This window comes from Leisingera daeponensis DSM 23529, assembly GCF_000473145.1.
Lineage (GTDB): Bacteria > Pseudomonadota > Alphaproteobacteria > Rhodobacterales > Rhodobacteraceae > Leisingera > Leisingera daeponensis.
In genome coordinates this window covers 2594484-2615575 of record NZ_KI421500.1, presented here as the reverse complement: position 1 = coordinate 2615575, position 21092 = coordinate 2594484, and the positions used below count along the sequence as shown (strand labels likewise).

The following is a 21092-nucleotide window of genomic DNA, read 5'->3' as shown; positions in this document are numbered from 1 at the left end:
GGGCAACTTTTCCAGACAGGTATGAATGTTTAATTGACACATGTGTCAGGCTGGTGTCGGATGGCACCCGGCCCCGTTACCGTTTCAGTTTCAGGAGAGGCAGGCAATGTCCAACGACCCGCTGCTGCAGCCCTACCAGTTGAAGCATTTGACCCTGCGCAACCGGATCATGACCACCAGCCATGAGCCGGCCTATCCCGAAGACGGGATGCCCAAGGCGCGCTACGCAGCTTACCATGCGGAGCGTGCCAAGGCGGGGGTGGCGCTGACCATGACCGCAGGATCAGCCGCGGTCAGCCGTGACAGCCCGCCGGTGTTCAACAATATCCTTGCTTACAAGGATGAAGTGGTGCCTTGGATCCGCAACCTGACGGATCAGGTGCATGAGCACGGCGCGGCGGTGATGATTCAGCTGACCCACCTTGGCCGCCGCACCGGCTGGAACAAGGGGGATTGGCTGCCGTCTGTCAGCTCCTCCCGCCACCGGGAACCGGCGCACCGGTCCTTTCCAAAACTGGCAGAGGATTGGGATATCGCCCGCATCATCTCCGATTTCGCAGACGCGGCGGAGCGGATGAAAGAGGGCGGCATGGATGGCATTGAGCTGCAGGTCTATGGCCATCTTCTGGATCAGTTCTGGTCGCCGCTGACCAATGATCTCCACGGGCCTTATGGCGGCCAGTCTCTGGATAGCCGGATGCGCATGCCGCTCGACGTGCTGCGCGCGGTCCGGGACAGGGTCGGGGAGGATTTCATCGTCGGCTTGCGGTACACCGCGGATGAGGCGCAGGCAGGCGGGATCACTCCGGAAGAGGGGATTGAAATCTCCAGGCGTCTGGCGGACAGCGGCATGGTGGATTTCCTCAATGTGATCCGCGGCCGCATCCACACCGATCCCGCGATGACTGACGTGATCCCGGTGCAGGGCATGAAATCGGCACCGCATCTGGATTTCGCAGGTGAGGTCAAGAAGGCCACCGGCATGCCGACTTTCCACGCTGCCCGCATCCCGGATGTGGCGACCGCCCGTCATGCGGTTGCCAGCGGATTGCTGGACATGGTCGGCATGACCCGCGCCCATTTGGCGGATCCGCATGTGGTCAGGAAAATCATCGAGGGGCGCGAAGACGGCATCCGCCCCTGCGTCGGCGCCACCTACTGTCTGGACCGGATCTACCAGGCGGGGGAGGCGCTTTGCATCCATAACGCCGCCACCGGGCGCGAACTCACAATGCCCCACGAAATCTCAGCGGCAGAGACGCTTAAGAAGGTGGTGATCATCGGGGCGGGCCCTGGCGGACTGGAGGCGGCGCGGGTGGCCGCAGAACGGGGCCATGATGTGACGGTCTTCGAGGCAGCCGCTGAGCCGGGCGGTCAGGTCCGCCTGACGGCACAGAACCCGCGCCGGGCAGAAATGATCGGCATTATCGACTGGCGCATGGCGCAATGCGCGGCCCGGGATGTGGCGTTCCGCTTCAATACCTGGGCCGAGGCCGAGGATGTGATGGCCCTGGATCCGGATGTGGTGATCGTGGCGACTGGCGGGATGCCAAACATGATGCTGCATGAGACCCGGTCGGACCTGCCGCATGCGGTGTCCAGCTGGGACATCATCTCGGGCGATGTGAAACCTGGCGGGCATGTTCTGGTCTATGACGAAAGCGGCGATCATCCGGGGCTGATGGCGGCAGAGACCGCGGCAGGGGCAGGAGCCCGGGTGGAGGTGATGACACCCGACCGGACATTCGCGCCGGATATCATGGGCATGAACCTCGTACCCTATATGCGGGCGCTGCAGGACAAGGATGTGACGTTCACTGTTGCCCGCCGCCTGCTGGGCATCAGCCGCAGCGGCAACCGGCTGACCGCCGCCATCGGCACTGACTACAGCAGCCACACCTATAGCGCGGAGTATGATCAGGTGGTGGTCAATTATGGCACGCTGCCGCTGGATGATCTGTACTTTGCGCTGAAGGAGCAGGCATCCAACCGCGGCGAGGTGGACCACGATGCTCTGATCGCGGGCCGCCCGCAGGCCGTCACGTCCAACCCGGCGGGCCGGTTCCAGCTGTTCCGGATCGGTGATGCGGTTTCCGCGCGCAATACGCATGCGGCGGTTTATGACGCGCTTCGGCTTATGAAGGATATCTGACATGCGCCTGGGGTTTCTGGGATGCGGCACCATCGCCTCGGCTGTGGTGCGGGGGCTTGCCGGCAAGGGGCACCGGATCATGGTGTCAGAGCGCAGCCGGACTTTTTCAGCGGCATTGGCGGCGGAATTCGATGACGTCACAGCTGCCGCCAACCAGGCGGTGGCCGATACCAGCGACGTTGTCTTTCTGGGGGTGATGGCGGAAGCGGCCGAAGGCATCCTGTCCAAGCTGGCGTTTCGCGAAGATCAGCGGGTGATCTCCTTCATGGCGGGGGCTGGTTTGGCGCGGGTCGCCCAGTTGGTGTCTCCGGCGCGCGCGGCGGCTGTGATGATGCCCTTTCCGGGGATTGCCCAGGGCGGCTCTCCGATCATGGCACTAGGTGACACTGGCTTGGTCGCACGCGTCTTTGGCTCTGAGAATACCGTATTTGCCTTGAAGGACGAGGCGGAGCTAAACGCTTGCCTCTGTGCCCAGGCAGTACTGTCGCCGGTTGCGCGCATGGTGAATGACGCGGCCGGTTGGCTGGGCGGCCGGGTCGAGGACAGTCAGCAGGGGGAAGCGTTTCTGCGCATGCTGATCACCAGCAGCCTGAAAAATCTTTCCAGCGCAGACCTGATTGAGGCGCTGAATACGCCTGGCGGCTACAACCAGCGTCTGCGCCTCCACATGGAGGGCGCAGGCATGGGGCGGGATCTCGTTGCTGGTTTGGATATACTCGAGGGCGGAAAGCCGTGACCTGATCCGGCAACCTTTCGCCGTGCCTTTTTGTTTTCGGCGGTGCGCCCTTTGTCTTTGGCCTGGGACCCTCGGGATATTCCGGGCGGGCGGAGGGGTGAGTCTATTGGGTTTGCCGCGATTCCGGGGTTCGGGTCTGTGGATAAGGGGCGCGAGTCGGTGGGTAAGTGTTCCGGGGGCCGGTTTGGGGGTGTTTGGCGGGGTTTTCGGGGCGGGGTTGGGGCGGGAAGCGGGTCAGGGGTGCTGACTTTGTTTTGGTGTAAGCTATTGTTTTTATTGGATGTGCGATTTTTCTTTGCGGAATTCTGCGTTTTTCTGAATTTTGGGGTTGCGGGTCTGCGGGGGTAACCGTAAAAGCCCCCTCACCGGCGGCGCTGAGGCGCTGCTGAGACACACCGGACGGGGCGGCGGCGACGCGGTAACGGATCGGGAAACACGCCGGAGAGACGGCGGGACGCGCTGGAGAGACAGCGGCATCTGAGGGTTTGATGAGGCGGGCGCGCCGGAAGATTGGCGCATCGGTCTGGTTTTTGGCCTCCGGGTGTTTGCTCTTTGACATTGATGGATAACTGAAGAGATATGCGGGCGGTCACGGTTCATTTCGATGGATCAGACTTCTGTATATCGCGCCACTAGGGCTCCGGCCCGATGATGTGGTGTCAGCTTCACTGTTTGTTCGGCTTTCGGTGCCTTTGGTACTGAAGCACAACAGACAGAGACTTTCATCAGGATTAGCCTCCTGGTGAAGATGTGCAGAGGTTCGAACGTCAAGGATACGCTTTAACGAGCGTTTCAACTTGAGAGTTTGATCCTGGCTCAGAACGAACGCTGGCGGCAGGCCTAACACATGCAAGTCGAGCGCGCCCTTCGGGGTGAGCGGCGGACGGGTTAGTAACGCGTGGGAACGTGCCCTTCTCTAAGGAATAGCCACTGGAAACGGTGAGTAATACCTTATACGCCCTTCGGGGGAAAGATTTATCGGAGAAGGATCGGCCCGCGTTAGATTAGATAGTTGGTGGGGTAATGGCCTACCAAGTCTACGATCTATAGCTGGTTTTAGAGGATGATCAGCAACACTGGGACTGAGACACGGCCCAGACTCCTACGGGAGGCAGCAGTGGGGAATCTTGGACAATGGGCGCAAGCCTGATCCAGCCATGCCGCGTGAGTGATGAAGGCCCTAGGGTCGTAAAGCTCTTTCGCCAGAGATGATAATGACAGTATCTGGTAAAGAAACCCCGGCTAACTCCGTGCCAGCAGCCGCGGTAATACGGAGGGGGTTAGCGTTGTTCGGAATTACTGGGCGTAAAGCGCGCGTAGGCGGATTGGAAAGTTGGGGGTGAAATCCCGGGGCTCAACCCCGGAACGGCCTCCAAAACTCCCAGTCTTGAGTTCGAGAGAGGTGAGTGGAATTCCGAGTGTAGAGGTGAAATTCGTAGATATTCGGAGGAACACCAGTGGCGAAGGCGGCTCACTGGCTCGATACTGACGCTGAGGTGCGAAAGTGTGGGGAGCAAACAGGATTAGATACCCTGGTAGTCCACACCGTAAACGATGAATGCCAGACGTCAGCAAGCATGCTTGTTGGTGTCACACCTAACGGATTAAGCATTCCGCCTGGGGAGTACGGCCGCAAGGTTAAAACTCAAAGGAATTGACGGGGGCCCGCACAAGCGGTGGAGCATGTGGTTTAATTCGAAGCAACGCGCAGAACCTTACCAACCCTTGACATCCCGGGACCGCCAGAGAGATCTGGTTTTCACTTCGGTGACCCGGTGACAGGTGCTGCATGGCTGTCGTCAGCTCGTGTCGTGAGATGTTCGGTTAAGTCCGGCAACGAGCGCAACCCACATCCTTAGTTGCCAGCAGTTCGGCTGGGCACTCTAAGGAAACTGCCCGTGATAAGCGGGAGGAAGGTGTGGATGACGTCAAGTCCTCATGGCCCTTACGGGTTGGGCTACACACGTGCTACAATGGCAGTGACAATGGGTTAATCCCAAAAAACTGTCTCAGTTCGGATTGTCGTCTGCAACTCGGCGGCATGAAGTCGGAATCGCTAGTAATCGCGTAACAGCATGACGCGGTGAATACGTTCCCGGGCCTTGTACACACCGCCCGTCACACCATGGGAGTTGGGTTTACCCGAAGGCCGTGCGCCAACCTTTCGAGGAGGCAGCGGACCACGGTGAGCTCAGCGACTGGGGTGAAGTCGTAACAAGGTAGCCGTAGGGGAACCTGCGGCTGGATCACCTCCTTTCTAAGGATGATGCTAGCATCACGGAGCTTGCTCCTGATCGTGCATCACTTAGCAGAAGACCGGCAAACAAAGCCGGTCGCATACGGACCGGACCGTCCTCATATCTCTTCAGAAAACATCGGATGCCTGCCCGGCAGGGATCCAAAAGCAAGGGGCCTTAGCTCAGCTGGGAGAGCGCCTGATTTGCATTCAGGAGGTCAGGAGTTCGATCCTCCTAGGCTCCACCACTCATGCAAACGGCCCGGACAATATGGGTCGGTAGCTCAGGTGGTTAGAGCGCACGCCTGATAAGCGTGAGGCCGGAGGTTCAAGTCCTCCTCGACCCACCACTTCCCCGGAAGTGGTCCTGTGGAAGAACATATCTTCAAGCAGTTTGTGACTGTTTGAACGTCTGTTCTTCAGACGCACACATTGACATCGTTAAGAGAGATACAATCAACAATACTGTTGGCGCCCCGCGTGAGGGGAGAGCCTCAGTGAGGTGCCGATCTTCTTCGGAAGTGACGCGAGCCTGCGATCATGCCCCTTTCCTCGGGCACCCGCGGGTCTGCCTGGCTGAAACGACAGTGTTGTCCAAGTCAAGTACACTAACCCGCATGATCGCACGATCATGCAACAAGTTCCCGGCCACCGACATGGCTGGGAGCGGGATAGTTTGCTTTTTGGTTCAGAATAAAGGTGCGGTTTCTTACCAGCTTCCGCACCGTGGCAGATACACTGTCTTTTTCTGGATCAAATCAAGCGCGAGAAGGGCGTTTGGTGGATGCCTTGGCAGTAAGAGGCGATGAAAGACGTGATACCCTGCGATAAGCTTGGGGGAGCCGGGAATAGGCTTTGATCCCAAGATCTCTGAATGGGGGAACCCACCTGAAAGTTTGTTATAATAGCCGCAAGGCTGCTTATAATGGGCTTAACCAGGTACTTAAGGACTGAATACATAGGTCTTTAAGAGCAAACCCGGGGAACTGAAACATCTAAGTACCCGGAGGAAAGGACATCAATAGAGACTCCGTTAGTAGCGGCGAGCGAACGCGGACCAGCCGAGCCTGATAAGTGACCAGAATGCGTTGGGAAACGCAGCCAGAGCGGGTGACAGCCCCGTATGGGAAGCTTTGAGGGACGTATTAAGTAGGGCGGGACACGTGAAATCCTGTTCGAAGATCGGAGGACCACCTCCGAAGGCTAAGTACTCCTTACTGACCGATAGCGAACCAGTACCGTGAGGGAAAGGTGAAAAGCACCCCGGCGAGGGGAGTGAAACAGTACCTGAAACCGAACGCCTACAATCAGTTGGAGGCCCCTTGAGGGCTGACAGCGTACCTTTTGTATAATGGGTCATCGACTTGGTCTCACGAGCAAGCTTAAACCGCTAGGTGTAGGCGCAGCGAAAGCGAGTCTTAATAGGGCGCATGAGTTCGTGGGATCAGACCCGAAACCGAGTGATCTAGGCATGGCCAGGTTGAAGGTGCGGTAACACGCACTGGAGGACCGAACCCACATCCGTTGAAAAGGATCGGGATGAGCTGTGCCTAGGGGTGAAAGGCCAATCAAACTCGGAGATAGCTGGTTCTCTGCGAAATCTATTTAGGTAGAGCGTCATCCGAATACCCCGGGGGGTAGAGCACTGGATGGGTAATGGGGCCCCACAGGCTTACTGATCCTAACCAAACTCCGAATACCCGGGAGTACTAGATGGCAGACACACGGCGGATGCTAACGTCCGTCGTGGAGAGGGAAACAACCCTGACCTCCGGCTAAGGCCCCCAATTCATGGCTAAGTGGGAAAGCAGGTGAGACGTCCAAAACAACCAGGAGGTTGGCTTAGAAGCAGCCATCCTTTAAAGATAGCGTAACAGCTCACTGGTCTAATTAAGATGTCTTGCGGCGAAGATGTAACGGGGCTCAAGCCATGAGCCGAAGCCGAGGATGCCCATAGGGCATGGTAGCAGAGCGTAGTGTGACATAGTTCCATGCGTCCTTACTTTCCTCCGGGAAAGATTGGACGCAAGGAGCTTTCGATGAAGCCGGGGCGTGAGCCATCCGGTGGAGAGATCACTAGCGAGAATGATGACATGAGTAGCGACAAAGAGTGTGAGAGACACTCTCGCCGAAAGTCCAAGGGTTCCTGCTTAAAGCTAATCTGAGCAGGGTAAGCCGGCCCCTAAGCCGAGGCCGAAAGGCGTAGGCGATGGGAACCACGTTAATATTCGTGGGCCAGGAGGATGTGACGGATCATGAAGGTTGTTCGCCCTTATCGGATTGGGCGGGCCGCTGATTGGTTCCTGGAAATAGCCCTCCATCAGACCGTACCCTAAACCGACACAGGTGGACTGGTAGAGCATACCAAGGCGCTTGAGAGAACGATGTTGAAGGAACTCGGCAAAATACCTCCGTAAGTTCGCGAGAAGGAGGCCCGGGTTCAAGGCAACTTGGATCCGGGGGCACAAACCAGGGGGTGGCGACTGTTTATTAAAAACACAGGGCTCTGCGAAGCCGTAAGGCGACGTATAGGGTCTGACGCCTGCCCGGTGCCTGAAGGTTAAAAGGAGGGGTGAGAGCTCCGAATTGAAGCCCAGGTAAACGGCGGCCGTAACTATAACGGTCCTAAGGTAGCGAAATTCCTTGTCGGGTAAGTTCCGACCTGCACGAATGGCGTAACGACTTCCCCGCTGTCTCCAACATCGACTCAGCGAAATTGAATTGCCTGTCAAGATGCAGGCTTCCCGCGGTTAGACGGAAAGACCCCGTGCACCTTTACTACAGCTTCGCACTGGCATCAGGATTGTGATGTGCAGGATAGGTGGTAGGCATCGAAGCCGGGACGCAAGTCCCGGTGGAGCCTCCCTTGAGATACCACCCTTCGCACTCTTGATGTCTAACCGCGGTCCGTTATCCGGATCCGGGACCCTGCGTGGCGGGTAGTTTGACTGGGGCGGTCGCCTCCTAAAGAGTAACGGAGGCGCGCGAAGGTTGGCTCAGAGCGGTCGGAAATCGCTCGTTGAGTGCAATGGCAGAAGCCAGCCTGACTGCAAGACTGACAAGTCGAGCAGAGACGAAAGTCGGCCATAGTGATCCGGTGGTCCCGCGTGGAAGGGCCATCGCTCAACGGATAAAAGGTACGCCGGGGATAACAGGCTGATACTGCCCAAGAGTCCATATCGACGGCAGTGTTTGGCACCTCGATGTCGGCTCATCTCATCCTGGGGCTGGAGCAGGTCCCAAGGGTACGGCTGTTCGCCGTTTAAAGAGGTACGTGAGCTGGGTTTAGAACGTCGTGAGACAGTTCGGTCCCTATCTGCCGTGGGTGCAGGATACTTGAGAGGAGTTGCCCCTAGTACGAGAGGACCGGGGTGAACGATCCACTGGTGGACCAGTTGTTATGCCAATAGCAGTGCTGGGTAGCTATGATCGGACAGGATAACCGCTGAAGGCATCTAAGCGGGAAGCCCCCCTCAAAACAAGGTATCCCTGAGGGCCGTGGAAGACCACCACGCCGATAGGCCGGAGGTGTAAGCGCAGCAATGCGTTCAGCTGACCGGTACTAATCGCCCGATAGGCTTGATTTGATCCAGTAACAGACAGTGTTACATGGCCAAACAAGCAAACCATCCCAAAAAAACGGACAACGTTGATTGTAACCGACGCAGGCTGCCGTGCCTGCCGCCAAAAGGCGGTGACACAGCAGCAGGGCCGGAAAGCGCATCCTATAAACAAATGCGCTGCCTGCCCCTCGAATGCCTTCATACCCAAGGCCGTCGGTATTGGATTTTTCTTGGTTTGGTGGCCACAGCACAAGTGAAACACCCGGTCCCATCCCGAACCCGGAAGTTAAGCACTGTCGCGCCGATGGTACTTGGGCTCAAGCCCTGGGAGAGTAGGTCACCGCCAAACCTAGTAAAATCCAATACCTCTCATAACGATCATTAAACAAAACCCGCCGCTGCGCACTCCGCCAGCGGCGGGTTTTGCGTTCAAAGGCAGGGAACTCCCGCGCCACGCAACAGACCCGCACCGCCAAGACGCACCGCCGCGGACGGCAGACACTCAGTCGCTCTGATCCGGATGCGCGGCTGCAAAAGCGGGGTGTTCCGCGCAGGCGGCCTCCACCGCGCAGATCCGCGGCAGGTCCGAAAAATCCGCCTCCCAGCGGCGGGCGTTGTACAGCTGAGGCATCAGGCAGATGTCCGCCAGCCCCGGCGCGCTGCCGGTGCAGAAAGGCGCCTGTTCGAAGCTGCCAAGCAGAACCTCAAACGCTTGCAGGCCGGGGCGGATGAAATGCTGCATCCAGGCCTTGGGCATATCCGGCGCGCCGCCGCTGAGGGCGGTGGCGTGTTTGGCCACTTGCAGATTGCAGACCGGATGCACGTCCACCGCCACGGAATGCGCCAGCGCCCGCGCCAGCGCCCGCCGGCCCGGGTCCTGCGGCAGCAGGCCGAGCGCCCTGGTTTCGTCCAGGTAGTCGAGGATCGCCAGCGATTGTGTCAGCCGCAGACCGTCGATTTCCAGGACCGGCACAAATCCCTGCGGGTTGCGGGCCAGGTGGCCGGGGCTTTTGTGCTCGCCCTTGACCAGATCGACGGGGACAGCGGTGTATCCGATCTCCGCCAGATTCAGCGCAATGCGCAGCCGGTAGCTGGCTGAAGAGCGCCAATAATCATAAAGAACCGTGCGGCTCATCTGCGTCCTCCCTGTTGTGAAAAGGCAGCCCTTGGGGCTGCCTTTGACCGTTTCTGCGGGCTCAGCCCTTGTTCAGTTCCTTGGCGTGCAGCCAGTCGGCGTGTTTCGGTGCCTTCTTGGTTTTCGACCACTCCTCCAGCATTTCCCACTTCACCGCATCCAGCTTTTCAAGCAGCGCGTCTTCCGCCGGATCGGGGCAGGCGAGCTCCACCCGGTGGCCGTTCGGGTCAAAGAAGTAGATCGAGTGGAAGATGGAGTGGTCGGTGACGCCCAGCACCTCGACGCCATTGGCTTCCAGATGCTCCTTGAACTGGATCAGCGTATCGCGGTCCTTTACCTTGAAGGCGATGTGCTGCACCCAGACCGGCGTGTTGCGGTCGCGGTCCATCTCCGGCTTGGTCGGCAGCTCAAAGAAGGCCAGGACGTTGCCGTTGCCCGCATCCATGAAGATATGCATGTAAGGGTCCGGCTCATGCGTCGATGGCACACGGTCCTCGGCAATGGCCAGGACAAAGTCCATGTTCAGCATCTTGTTGTACCACTCAACCGTCTCTTTGGCGTCCTTGCAGCGGTAAGCGACGTGGTGAATCTGTTCGATTTTCAAGCGGTGTCCTCCCCAGGGTTCAGCGCGGCCGCGGCCAGCGCCTGTTTCAGGATCGCGCGTTTTCCAATGTGGTTGGCAAGCACCAGCACCAGGCGTGCGTTCAGCGCATCGCTTTCAGACCTGCTGAGGCCTTCGTGCGCGGCCAGCAGATCTGCATAAAAGTCGTCGGCGCGCTCAGTGTTGGCGGTCAGGATCAGCTGATCGGTTTCTGTCATGGTGATCATTCCTTGCCGATGGCCCGGCGGATTGCGTGCCGGAACTGGTTTTCATCAAAGGAGGGGCGGCGGGCGGCCACGTGCTGGTCCGGGCGGATCAGGTAGACGCCGCTTTCATGCTTGCCCAGGTAACGCTGCTGCAGCGCCAGCGACTTGTCATCCTTGATCGACAGCGCCAGGCGGGTGACCTCGATACCCTCCTCGATGATCACGTCCGGCGCGTCAGCGTCGATGGTCAGCAGCACGAACTTGTCCCCCAGCTTGTCCAGCAGGAACCCGTCGCCAAGCGGTGCGTCGGGGCAGGGGGAGCCAGGGCGGGTGCGGTTCGGTCCGTCCAGCGCGTCCGCCGAGTTCAGCGGCGAGCCATCGTAGGTGCAGGGCACCGACAGCCGGCCGGAGTTCACCAGGGGGCGCGCGAACTCATACTGTTCCGAAAGGTCCAGGACCGCGTCGCGCAGCACCCGGCTGATCTCCGATTTCGGAGTGATGAAATCGGTGGAACGCGAGGAGTTGAGAATATTCTCATCCGCGCCGTGAATGCGCTCGGCGTCATAGCTGTCCAGCAGGCTCTCCGGCGCCTTGCCGTCCATCACCAGCTTCAGCTTCCAGCACAGGTTGTCGGTGTCCTGCAGGCCGGAGTTGGCGCCGCGGGCACCGAAGGGCGAGACCTGGTGCGCAGCATCGCCAGCAAAGATCACCCGGCCGTGGCGGAACTTCTCCATCCGGCGGCACTGGAAGGTATAGATCGAGACCCATTCCAGCTCGAATTTCACATCCTCGCCCAGCATCGCCTTGAGGCGCGGGATCACGTTTTCAGGGCGCTTCTCGCGCTCCTTGTCGATATCCCAACCCAGTTGCAGGTCGATGCGCCAGACCCCGTCAGGCTGCTTGTGCAGCAGCGCCGACTGGCCCTTGTTGAAGGGCGGGTCGAACCAGAACCAGCGTTCGGACGGGAAATCCGCTTCCATGATCACATCGGCAATCAGGAAGTTGTCCTCAAACACCCGGCCGACGAAATCCAGGCCCAGCATCTGCCGGGTGGGGGAGCCCGCGCCATCGCAGGCAATCAGCCATTCGGCCTCAAGGTTATAGGAACCTTCGGGAGTGTCGATTTCCAGCACCACATGGCTGGGATGGGTGCCGATGGCGGAGACCTTGTTGCGGCCGCGGATTTCGATCGGCGCGCCCTGCTCTTGCAGCTCGCGGACCCGGTTCACCAGGTATTCCTCGAAGTAATACTGCTGCAGGTTGATGAAGGCAGGGCGTTTGTGGCCCTCTTCCGGCAGCAGGTCGAACTCATAGACCTGACGGTCGTCAAAGAACACCTTGCCAGTGTTCCACTGCACGCCCTTGTCGACCATCGGCTGGCCGCAGCCCAGCCGGTCGAGGATCTCCAGCGGCCGCTTGGCAAAGCAGATCGCGCGGGACCCGAAGCTCACCTTGTCGTTGTCGTCAAGCACCACAACTTCGGTGCCCTGCTGTGCCAGGTCGATGGCGGCAGCCAGGCCAACCGGGCCCGCCCCGATGACCACCACCTTGCGGCGAACGGGCGAAGAGGCGTCTTCATCCGGATGGCGCTTGTAGGGGTACAAAGGGACTTCAAAGATCTTCTTCATCTGGTCTCCTCCCAAATTCAGGGTGCCGTCAGGCACAGCTCTACCCTTTCCCGGCAGGAGCCGGCCGGGATCATGGTCTAGCGTCTCACAGGTTCTGCCGGGGCGACACGATCTGGATCAAACCGCCCCGGGTTCTAACTCGCGGGGGCTCAGCCCTGCAGGGCCTCCCACATCTCCAGATCGCGCTCTGCGGTCCAGATCCGCGGGGTGTCGATGCCGCGGGCCTCGTCATAGGCGCGGGCAACGTTGAAGGGCAGGCAGTGCTCATAGATCGCATAGTCTGCAAACTTCGGATCGCACTCGGCGCGCACCGCGTCCCAGGCCTCCTTCAAGGTGCCGTTGCGGGCCGCCACCTTAGCCGCCGGGCGGTAGGTGCTTTCAACAAAATCGCGGGTGTTCTCGATGGCGGCGTTGACCATCTCCTTGCCCACCAGCGCATCGCCGCGGCCCGGGGCAATGGCGTCAACGTCAAAGGCCTTGATGTTGTCGAGCGTGCTGCCCCAATCGCTGAAATGGCCGTCGCCGCAATAGCAGGCCGAGTGGTATTCGACGATGTCGCCGGTGAACATCACGTTCTGATCCGGCACATGGATGACAATGTCGCCCGCGGTGTGGGCGCGGCCCAAGTGCATCAGGTCAACCCGGCGGTTGCCGAGGTAGACAGTCATGTCATCCGAGAAGGTTGTGGTCGGGTAGGTCAGTCCGGGAATGCTCTCATGGCCTTCGAACAGCCGCGGGAAGCGCTGGAATTCGCTGTCCCAGTCCTCCTGCCCGCGTTCCACCACCATGGCACGGGCCGTGTCGCCCATGATGATCTGCTGGGCGCCAAAGGCGGAGGCGCCGAGCACACGCACCGCGTGATAATGGGTCAGGGCCACGTGGGTGATCGGCTTGTCGGTCACAGACCGTACGCACTCGATCACCTTGTTGGCCAGCCGCGGGGTCGCCTGCGCCTCGACAATCATCACGCTGTCATCACCGATGATCACGCCGGAGTTCGGATCGCCCTCTGCGGTGAAGGCATAAAGACCGTCGCCCACCTCGGTGAAGGAGATTTTCTTTTCGCTCATGTCCCCTTGGGAAGCGAATGCCTTGGCCATGTGTCAGTCCTTTCAGCGGTGCGCCAGAGGCAAATGCGGGAGCCTCCGGCGGGGGTATTTGTGGCAAGAGGAAAAGCGGTGCTTACCTCTTGAACGGATCTTCCAGGGCAGCCAGCACGGTGCCGGTGCAGTCGCCGAACCCGATGGTGTAGCCATCGCCTTTGGCCGCGCCTTTCAGGGTCAGCGTGTCGCCGTCAGCGATGAAGGAGCGCTCCTCGCCGCTGTCCAGCGTCAGCGGCTCCTTGCCGCCCCAGCTGAGTTCCAAGAGCGAGCCGCGGCTGTCCTTTGTGGCACCGGAAATGGTGCCGGAGCCCAACAGGTCGCCCGCGTTCATCGGGCAGCCCGAGGTGGTGTGATGCGCCAGCTGCTGCGCGGCGGAGTAGTACATCTCTTTGTAGTTGGTCCGCGCGATGGTGGTCGCCTCTTTGCCTTCCGGCGCCATGGTGACTTCCAGGTCAATGTCATAGAGCATCGGGCCGCAGTCCTTCAGGTGGTCCAGCAGCTCAACCTCGCGCTCCGGCGTGTCGCAGCGGAACGGCTCCAGCGCCGGCTTGGTCACGATCCAGGGAGAGATCGAGGTCGCGGTCGCCTTGGCCTGAAACGGCCCCAGCGGCTGGTATTCCCAGGCCTGGATATCGCGCGCCGACCAGTCGTTCAGCAGCACATAGCCGAAGATGTGATCGTCTGCCTCCTGAACGGTGATCGGACCGTCAGAGGGGGTGCCGACGATTGCGCCCATCTCCAGCTCGATATCGAACCGCGCACAGGGCGCCCACCGCGGCTTTGCGTCATCGGGGCCTTTCAGCTGGCCCCAGGGGCGGCGCACATCGGTGCCGGAGACCACCACGGACGACGCGCGCCCGTTATAACCGATCGGGATATGCAGCCAGTTCGGCGGCAGCGCGTTTTCCGGGCCGCGGAACATGGTGCCAACGTTGAACGCGTGGTTCTTTCCCGCGTAGAAGTCGGTGTATTCGCTGACCGCAAAGGGCATGTGCAGCTCAGCATCGGCAGCGGGAACCAGCAGAGGCTCTACCTCGTCCTGCTCGGCGGCGCCTTCGGACAGCAGCACGGTCAAACGGTCGCGCAGCGCCGCCCAGACGGCCGGGCCTTCTTCCATCAGGTCGTTCCAGTAGGGGACGTCGAACAGCGGCGCATCGCTCAACTGCACAAGCCCGGCTTCCTCGGCGGCTTGCATGTCCAGGATCATGTCGCCGATCGCCACGCCGCAGCGGGGATCATCGCCATCAATGGAAAACACACCGTAGGGCAGGTTGTTCAGCGGGAACGGGTGGTCCGCGTCATTGGCCGAGGCCACCCAGGATTTCAGCAGAGGCATAGCGTCTCCAGTTTCCGGATCCGAAGATCCTTTTCATCTTTCCGGAAATACTCCGGGGGTGAATGGGCCGGTCCGGCCCAGAGGGGGCAGCGCCCCCTCACCGTTTCATTTCAGGCCGGGCGTGCCGTCGAACTTCTTCTCGATGTCGCTCCAGCAGTCGATGTAGTCATCCTGCAGCGGCGCGTCCTTGGCTGCAAATGCGGTCAGATGCTGCGGGAAGCGGGTCTCGAACATGAAGGACATGGTGTTCTCCAGCTTCTCGGGGCCGAGGTTAGAGTTCGACGCGCCTTCAAAGGCGTTCTTGTCCGGCCCGTGCGGCAGCATCATGTTGTGGAGAGACATGCCGCCCGGCACAAATCCTTGCGGTTTGGCGTCATACTGGCCGTAGATATTGCCCATCAGCTCCGACATAATATTCTTGTGGTACCACGGCGGGCGGAAGGTATTTTCCGCCACCATCCAGCGCTCGCGGAACAGCACGAAATCAATGTTCGCAGTTCCCGGCACACCCGACGGCGCGGTCAGCACGGTAAAGATCGACGGGTCCGGATGGTCGAACAGGATCGCCCCCACCGGGCAATAGGTGGTCAGATCGTATTTAAAGGGCGCATAGTTGCCGTGCCAGGCGACCACATCCAGCGGCGAATGGCCGATTTTGGTTTCGTGGAACTGGCCGCACCATTTGATGGTCACGGTCGAAGGCGTCTCTCGGTCCTCAAACGCCGCCACCGGCGCCTTGAAGTCGCGCGGGTTGGCCATGCAGTTGGCACCGATCGGCCCGCGGCCCGGAAGTTCGAACTTCTGGCCGTAATTCTCGCAGACAAAGCCGCGGCAGGGGCCTTCCAGCACCTCGACCCGGTACACCAATCCGCGCGGGATGATGGCGATTTCCTGCGGGGCCAGGTCGATAATGCCCAGCTCGGTCGCAAAGCGCAGGCGTCCTTCCTGCGGCACCACCAAGAGTTCGGAGTCGGCGGAGAAGAAATAGCTGTCCACCATCGATTCGGTGACCAGGTAGATGTGGCTGGCCATACCAACCTGGGTGTTCACATCGCCCGCGGTGGTCATGGTGCGCATACCGGTGAGCCAGGTCAGGCCTTCATCGGAATGCGGCACCGGGTCCCAGCGGTACTGGCCCAGCGAGATCACGTCCGGATCGACACAGGGTGCAGACTTCCAATGCGGCAGGTCGATCTTCTGATAGCGGTGCGAATGCTTCACCGAGGGGCGGATCCGGTAGGTCCAGGTCCGTTCCGGCGGGTCGGCGGTAAAGGCGGTGCCGCTCAGCTGCTCGCCGTAAAGGCCATAGTTGCATTTTTGCGGGCTGTTCATGCCCTGCGGCAAGGCGCCGGGCAGCGCCTCGGTTTCAAAGTCGTTGGCAAAGCCGGGCATATAGCCCTCGTTCGGCCCCGCAAGCGAGGGAGCCTGGATCATTTTATGGGGATCGGCTGGCCGATTCATCGCGCGTTCCTCCTGTCACTGCTTGCGGAATATTAGTTGTTTTTGTAACTAACAAGGGAGAGAGGACGCAAATGACCGAGAAAGATGACTTCACTCTGCAGGATTTCCTACCTTTTCTGCTGAACCGGGCGGCCGAAGAAAGCTCGCTGGGGTTCCAGCGGCACTATAAGGACCGCTATGGCATGCTGCGCACGGAATGGCGGGTGCTGTTCCATCTGGGCAACTACGGCCAGATGACGGCCAAAGAGATCGGCGAGCGTGCCAAGATCCACAAGACCAAGATCAGCCGTGCGGTTGCCAAGCTGGCGGAGAAACGGTTTGTGACCCGCACCCGGGATGAAAGCGACCGCCGGGCAGAGCATTTGACGCTGACCCCGGCGGGGCAGTCCGCCTACCGGGAGCTGCGGGATGTGGCGCAGGAGTTCGATGCCAAACTGTGCCGCCAGTTCACGACCGGCGAGGTTGCGATTTTGCGGTATATGCTGCGCAAATTAGCAGGCATCGGCCCGTAGACATTGCTGGGGGCAATACCCAGATATGGCAGCGGAATTGAAGGTGAAAGCATGATACAGATTGATGTCAATTCGGGACCGCTGATTGCCTGGCTGATGGAACAGGGGCTGCACGGGGCGCAGCAGCAGGATCTCTTGCAGGGCTACTGCCAGCGGCTGTGCGATGCGGGGGTGCCGCTGTGGCGTTTCCATCTGGCACAGCGCGCCTTTCACCCGAAATTCGGTGGCATCGGTTTTAACTGGACCCGGGCCGATGGCTTGTCGCACCAGCATTACGAATACCGCGAGTCCCCGCGCGAGGAATGGCTGCGCAGCCCCTTCTACCACATTCTGGATCTGGAGCTGGACGAGTTCCGCGAGAAACTCGAAGACGGCGCGCCGGAGGAATTTCCTCTGCTGCCGGAGCTGCGGGAACGCGGTGCAACGGATTATTTCGCCAAGGGTGTGCGGTTTTCCCCGCCCGAAGCCGGGCCGAACGACCCCAGTCACCCGCAGGAGGGCATGCTGGTCTCCTGGGCGACCGACCGGCCTGGCGGCTTTTCGAACCGCGAGCTGGACCTGATCCGCACCACGCTGCCGCATCTGGGGCTGGCGCTGAAATCCTCTTCCAACCGGCAGATGGCCAGCGACCTGCTGCAGGTCTACCTGGGCCGCGACGCCGGCCGCCGGGTGCTGTCGGGCGAGATCCAGCGCGGCTCCTCGCAGCAGATCGACGCGGTGATCTGCCTGTTTGATCTCAAGGGGTTTACCGAACTATCCGAGCGGCTGCCCGGAACCGAGCTGATCGACATGCTGAACGGCTATTTCGGGCTGGCGGTGGAAACCATCCAGGCGCATGGCGGCAACATCCTCAAGTTCATGGGGGACGGCATGCTGACCATGTTCAACCTTGGCAGCATAGAGGAAGACGCCCACGCGGCACTGGCCGCCGCCAATGAATTGTGCGGCAAGATCCGCGCCTGCAACACCGAACGCGAGGAGCAGGGCCTGCCGACCGCAGGCTTTACCCTGGCGCTGCACGCGGGCACCATCCTCTATGGCAATATCGGGGCGGAGAGTCGGCTCGACTTCACCGTGATCGGCCAGGCGGTGAACCAGACCGCCCGGATCGCCGGGATGCACCGGTCGGTCGGCCAGAACATCATCATGTCCGAGGATGTTAAGCTGGCCGCCAGGGGTACCAACCATGATCTGGTGTCGCTGGGCCGCTACATGCTGCGCGGTGTGGCCGAGCCGATGGAACTCTACACGATCAACCGCGGCAACTGCGGCTGCTCCGGATAAGGTGCCGCCGGGGCGGGGTCAGATGCTGACCTCGACCCCCGGCAAATGCACTTCCTTCATCATATCGCGCAGCTCCTGCCGGGCGGCGATGTTGGAGATGTTCAGCTGCTTGACGCCAACATCCTTGAGGTCCAGCAGTGTCAGCCCGCGCGGGAACAGCTCGCGGAAGATTACCCGCTCCGAGAACCCGGGCGCCACGCGGAACCCGATCCGCTTGGACAGCATCTTGATGGCACGCTCCATCTTCTCCTTGTTGACCATGCGCTGAGTGCCGACCCGGTTGCGGATCACGATCCAGTCAATCGGCTTGAGACCCGCCTGCGCCCGCAACTGGCGGGCGTTCCAGACCATTTCTGAATACACCGAAGGGCCGGTGATGGTCTCTCCCTTCTCGTCGACATGGGCCAGCAGGTCGAAATCGACAAAGCTGTCGTTCAACGGCGTGATCAGCGTGTCGGCCAGCGAATGCGCCACCTGGCTCAGGCGTGTGTGCGAGCCAGGGCAGTCGATCAGGATGAAATCATGGCCCGGCTCCAGCGCGGAAACCGCTGCCGAAAGCCGGTGGTCATAGACGTTCTCGCCCGGCTGCAGGCTGGCCGGGTCTATCTCCGGCAGCTCATGCATTTCGACCATCGGCAGCTCCAGGCCCGCCTTGGCGCAGAAATCCTGGCGGTTCTCCAGATAGCGCCCCAAGGAGCGCTGCCGCAAGTCCAGGTCCAGCGCCGCCACCTTGTGGCCCAGCCGGGCCAGAGTGGTTGCCACATGCATGGAGACAGTCGATTTGCCCGCGCCGCCCTTCTCGTTGCCGACGACAATGATATGCGCCATGTACAGGTCCCTTCGCTCGTGCTTCGGTGCACGTCTTTAGCTTTGTGCCCTTGTATAGGCTCTGGATTCGGCCAAGAAAAGTGGTCCGCGCAGGCTGGTGAATTTAGGGTTAGCGCCCATTAAATCCGCAACACTGGCCCAGCGGATTTAACGGGCGCCAGCGCCCGGATTTACCGGTGTTTCGCAGGCCCGGAGGGTGTGCGTTTGGGGCGGGCATCGCCGCCCTTGCCGCCCTTCCCCGTCTGGGGTGCCCCCGCGCGCGCCTTGTTCTTCTTGCTGTTCGGCTTCCCCGCCGGCGGTTTCGGCCCCTTGGCTTTGAACGGCTTGCCTGCAGGCGCGCCGGGCCTCGCCATCCGCTTGGAGGGATCGGACGCGCCTTTGGGCTTGGCGGTCACGGCCGGCTTGGGCTTGCTGGGGCGGGTCTCAGCGCGCGGCTCCCGGCGCTCTTCCCGCACAGGTTTTTCTTTCCACTCCTTGCGCGGCGGACGGCTGTCTTCCCCGGCTTCAGCCTTGCGGCGATAGGGCTTCGGGCCGTCTTCCTTGCCGCGGTGCGGCTTGGGATTGCGGTCGCCTTTGAAGCCGCCCTTGGGCCCGGAGGGCCCGCGGCGCGGAGCAGGGGCCAGGTCAGGCGCCTCGGACAGCCGTGTCAGCACGGCGCCCGGTTCCAATTCGGTCTTGCCGTCCAGCGCCTTCAGGAAGCCGTCAACCGCGCCTTCGCTGATTTCGGCAAAGGTTTCATTGTCCTGCACCCGGATCGCCCCGATGGCGTCGCGGTCGATATTGCCGGCCTTGCACAGCATCGGCAGCACCTTGCGCGGGTCGGCACCGGCTTCGTGGCCGCCGGACAGCGAGAACCAGACGGAGGGGCCGAAGGCTTTGCGTTCCTTACGCTCCTTGCGCGGCTCTTCCTCACCGGCCGGACGCAGATCCTCCGGCGCCGAATGGCGGCTGCGGAACAGGCGCAGATAGGTCGCGGCGATCTGCTCGGCCGAGAAATTGTCCAGCAGAGTCCGGACGCCGGCCTGCTCGTTTTCCTCAACGGGCTGCTGCCAGACCGGATCGGCCAGCATCCGCTCTTCATCCCGCGCCAGCACATCATCGGCAGAGGGCGCTTCGCAGTGCTCGGCGGTCAGTTTGGCCCACTTCAGCAGACGCAGGGCCTTGGCACGCGCCTTTGGCGGCGCGATCAGCGCGCTGACGCCCTTGCGGCCGGCGCGGCCGGTCCGGCCAGAGCGGTGCAGCAGCGTTTCGTGGTTCGAGGGCAATTCCGCATGGACCACCAGTTCCAGCCCCGGCAGGTCGATGCCGCGTGCCGCCACGTCGGTGGCGACACAGACCCGCGCGCGCCCGTCGCGCATCGCCTGCAGCGCGTGGCTGCGCTCTGTCTGGCTCAGCTCGCCCGACAGCGTCACCACCGGCAGGCCGCGGTTGGACAGGCGCGCCGCCAGCCGGTTCACCGCCGCGCGGGTGTTGGCAAAGACGATGGCGCTGGGCGCCTCGTAGTAGCGCAGCACGTTGATGATAGCGTTTTCCGCATCCGCTTGCGCCACGCTCATCAACCGGTATTCGATATCCGCGTGCTGCTTGGTCTCGCCTGCGGTCTTGATCCGCATCGCATCGCGCTGGAAGGTCTCTGCGAGGCTGGCAATCGCCGGCGGCACGGTGGCGGAGAACAGCAGGGTGCGGCGGTCTTCCGGCGCTTCGCCCAGGATGAATTCCAGATCCTCGCGGAAGCCAAGGTCCAGCATCTCGTCGGCCTCGTCCAGCACCACGCCGCGCACTTGGCTGAGGTCGATGGAGCCGCGCGCGATGTGGTCGCGCAGCCGTCCCGGAGTTGCCGCAACGATATGGGCGCCGCGGGCCAGCGCCCGGCGCTCATCGCGCATATCCATGCCGCCGACACAGGAGGCAATCACGGCGCCCGCCTCGCGGTAGAGCCAGCTCAGCTCGTGTTTTACCTGCAAGGCCAGTTCGCGGGTCGGCGCAATCACCAGCGCCAGCGGTGCTGCGGCCTCGCCAAAGGACTCATCCTCGCCCAGAAGATCCTGCGCCAGCGCCAGGCCGAAACCGACGGTCTTGCCCGATCCGGTCTGCGCCGAAACCAGCAGATCGCGCCCTTCCACGTCGGGCTGGGTCACAGCCTCCTGAACTTGGGTCAGGGTTTCATATCCGCGCTCTTGCAGTGCGTTGGCCAGGGCTTGTTTCACGTGGGGGCTGTCTTTCCCGCGGGGCGTTTGTCCGGCCCCTGCGTCAGGAGAAATGAAAGAAGGCTGCCCGTCCGGGGCAGCCTTCGGGAGTTTGAAAAATACGG

Annotated in this window: 13 protein-coding genes, 2 tRNA genes and 3 rRNA genes; 9 read left to right on the top strand and 9 right to left on the bottom strand. The window is 61.2% G+C overall.

All coding sequences use genetic code 11. The features are described 5' to 3' along the window. Window positions 1-106: 106 nt before the first annotated feature. From DAEP_RS0113340 to rrf, 7 genes are all read left to right on the top strand, one after another. Window positions 107-2152 (top strand): NADH:flavin oxidoreductase, encoded by a 2046-nt coding sequence (locus DAEP_RS0113340; protein ID WP_027244977.1) that lies wholly within the window; start codon window positions 107-109, stop codon window positions 2150-2152. Window position 2153: 1 nt separating this feature from the next. Further along, window positions 2154-2888 carry an NAD(P)-binding domain-containing protein gene (locus tag DAEP_RS0113335; RefSeq protein WP_027244976.1) on the top strand — a complete coding sequence of 245 codons (735 nt, stop codon included), beginning with the start codon at window positions 2154-2156 and terminating at the stop codon, window positions 2886-2888. Between the two features lie 793 nt (window positions 2889-3681). Next, window positions 3682-5145: ribosomal RNA gene (locus DAEP_RS0113330) — 16S ribosomal RNA — on the top strand. Window positions 5146-5296: 151 nt separating this feature from the next. Beyond that, a tRNA-Ala gene (locus DAEP_RS0113325) sits at window positions 5297-5372 on the top strand. A 25-nt stretch (window positions 5373-5397) separates the two neighbouring features. Beyond that, window positions 5398-5474, top strand: a tRNA-Ile gene (locus DAEP_RS0113320). Between the two features lie 406 nt (window positions 5475-5880). Further along, window positions 5881-8711: ribosomal RNA gene (locus DAEP_RS0113315) — 23S ribosomal RNA — on the top strand. Window positions 8712-8921: 210 nt separating this feature from the next. Beyond that, window positions 8922-9036 (top strand): 5S ribosomal RNA (rrf, locus tag DAEP_RS0113310). The 16S, 23S and 5S rRNA genes sit together here with 2 tRNA genes alongside, the layout of an rRNA operon. A 153-nt stretch (window positions 9037-9189) precedes the next feature. On the opposite strand, the gene maiA is transcribed toward rrf, so the two are convergent. From maiA to hmgA, 7 genes are all read right to left on the bottom strand, one after another. Beyond that, window positions 9190-9822, bottom strand: coding sequence for a maleylacetoacetate isomerase (maiA, locus tag DAEP_RS0113305; RefSeq protein WP_027244975.1), 633 nt, complete (start codon window positions 9820-9822; stop codon window positions 9190-9192). Between the two features lie 61 nt (window positions 9823-9883). Further along, window positions 9884-10426: a VOC family protein gene (locus DAEP_RS0113300; protein WP_008557882.1), complete on the bottom strand. Its 543-nt coding sequence runs from the start codon at window positions 10424-10426 to the stop codon at window positions 9884-9886. Next, window positions 10423-10641, bottom strand: coding sequence for a DUF2783 domain-containing protein (locus DAEP_RS0113295; protein WP_008556412.1), 219 nt, complete (start codon window positions 10639-10641; stop codon window positions 10423-10425). Before DAEP_RS0113295 ends, DAEP_RS0113300 begins: the two co-directional genes overlap by 4 nt. 5 nt (window positions 10642-10646) lie before the next feature. Continuing rightward, entirely contained in the window at window positions 10647-12257 is a 1611-nt protein-coding gene (locus DAEP_RS0113290) for an FAD-dependent oxidoreductase (RefSeq protein WP_027244973.1), read from the bottom strand. Between the two features lie 149 nt (window positions 12258-12406). Beyond that, window positions 12407-13357, bottom strand: a complete 951-nt coding sequence (locus tag DAEP_RS0113285; RefSeq protein ID WP_027244972.1) for an MBL fold metallo-hydrolase — start codon at window positions 13355-13357, stop codon at window positions 12407-12409. A gap of 82 nt (window positions 13358-13439) precedes the next feature. Further along, the gene (gene fahA, locus DAEP_RS0113280) at window positions 13440-14696 is read right to left on the bottom strand and encodes a fumarylacetoacetase (RefSeq protein WP_027244971.1); all 1257 of its coding nucleotides are present in this window, start codon (window positions 14694-14696) and stop codon (window positions 13440-13442) included. A gap of 105 nt (window positions 14697-14801) precedes the next feature. Then, window positions 14802-16157: a homogentisate 1,2-dioxygenase gene (gene hmgA / locus DAEP_RS0113275; RefSeq protein WP_027244970.1), complete on the bottom strand. Its 1356-nt coding sequence runs from the start codon at window positions 16155-16157 to the stop codon at window positions 14802-14804. Between the two features lie 71 nt (window positions 16158-16228). Between hmgA and DAEP_RS0113270 the strand changes: the two genes are divergently transcribed. Both DAEP_RS0113270 and DAEP_RS0113265 read left to right on the top strand, forming a co-directional pair. Continuing rightward, the gene (locus DAEP_RS0113270) at window positions 16229-16669 is read left to right on the top strand and encodes a MarR family winged helix-turn-helix transcriptional regulator (RefSeq protein ID WP_008556625.1); all 441 of its coding nucleotides are present in this window, start codon (window positions 16229-16231) and stop codon (window positions 16667-16669) included. Window positions 16670-16720: 51 nt separating this feature from the next. Further along, the gene (locus DAEP_RS0113265; protein WP_027244969.1) at window positions 16721-17953 is read left to right on the top strand and encodes an adenylate/guanylate cyclase domain-containing protein; all 1233 of its coding nucleotides are present in this window, start codon (window positions 16721-16723) and stop codon (window positions 17951-17953) included. A gap of 18 nt (window positions 17954-17971) precedes the next feature. Here the strand turns inward: DAEP_RS0113265 and DAEP_RS0113260 are convergent, their stop codons facing one another. Together DAEP_RS0113260 and DAEP_RS0113255 are read right to left on the bottom strand one after the other, a co-directional pair. Further along, window positions 17972-18781: a division plane positioning ATPase MipZ gene (locus tag DAEP_RS0113260; RefSeq protein ID WP_008554098.1), complete on the bottom strand. Its 810-nt coding sequence runs from the start codon at window positions 18779-18781 to the stop codon at window positions 17972-17974. Between the two features lie 170 nt (window positions 18782-18951). Continuing rightward, window positions 18952-20988, bottom strand: coding sequence for a DEAD/DEAH box helicase (locus tag DAEP_RS0113255; protein WP_036760672.1), 2037 nt, complete (start codon window positions 20986-20988; stop codon window positions 18952-18954). Between the last annotated feature and the right edge of the window lie 104 nt (window positions 20989-21092).

Excerpts from the sequence above, each read along its gene's own strand:
- DAEP_RS0113335 (WP_027244976.1), top strand. The coding sequence starts at position 2,154 with ATGCGCCTGGGGTTTCTGGGATGCGGCACCATCGCCTCGGCTGTGGTG.
- DAEP_RS0113265 (WP_027244969.1), top strand. The coding sequence starts at position 16,721 with ATGATACAGATTGATGTCAATTCGGGACCGCTGATTGCCTGGCTGATG.
- fahA (WP_027244971.1), bottom strand. The coding sequence starts at position 14,696 with ATGCCTCTGCTGAAATCCTGGGTGGCCTCGGCCAATGACGCGGACCAC.
- DAEP_RS0113285 (WP_027244972.1), bottom strand. The coding sequence starts at position 13,357 with ATGGCCAAGGCATTCGCTTCCCAAGGGGACATGAGCGAAAAGAAAATC.
- DAEP_RS0113295 (WP_008556412.1), bottom strand. The coding sequence starts at position 10,641 with ATGACAGAAACCGATCAGCTGATCCTGACCGCCAACACTGAGCGCGCC.
- DAEP_RS0113340 (WP_027244977.1), top strand. The coding sequence starts at position 107 with ATGTCCAACGACCCGCTGCTGCAGCCCTACCAGTTGAAGCATTTGACC.
- DAEP_RS0113260 (WP_008554098.1), bottom strand. The coding sequence starts at position 18,781 with ATGGCGCATATCATTGTCGTCGGCAACGAGAAGGGCGGCGCGGGCAAA.
- maiA (WP_027244975.1), bottom strand. The coding sequence starts at position 9,822 with ATGAGCCGCACGGTTCTTTATGATTATTGGCGCTCTTCAGCCAGCTAC.
- DAEP_RS0113270 (WP_008556625.1), top strand. The coding sequence starts at position 16,229 with ATGACCGAGAAAGATGACTTCACTCTGCAGGATTTCCTACCTTTTCTG.
- hmgA (WP_027244970.1), bottom strand. The coding sequence starts at position 16,157 with ATGAATCGGCCAGCCGATCCCCATAAAATGATCCAGGCTCCCTCGCTT.
- DAEP_RS0113290 (WP_027244973.1), bottom strand. The coding sequence starts at position 12,257 with ATGAAGAAGATCTTTGAAGTCCCTTTGTACCCCTACAAGCGCCATCCG.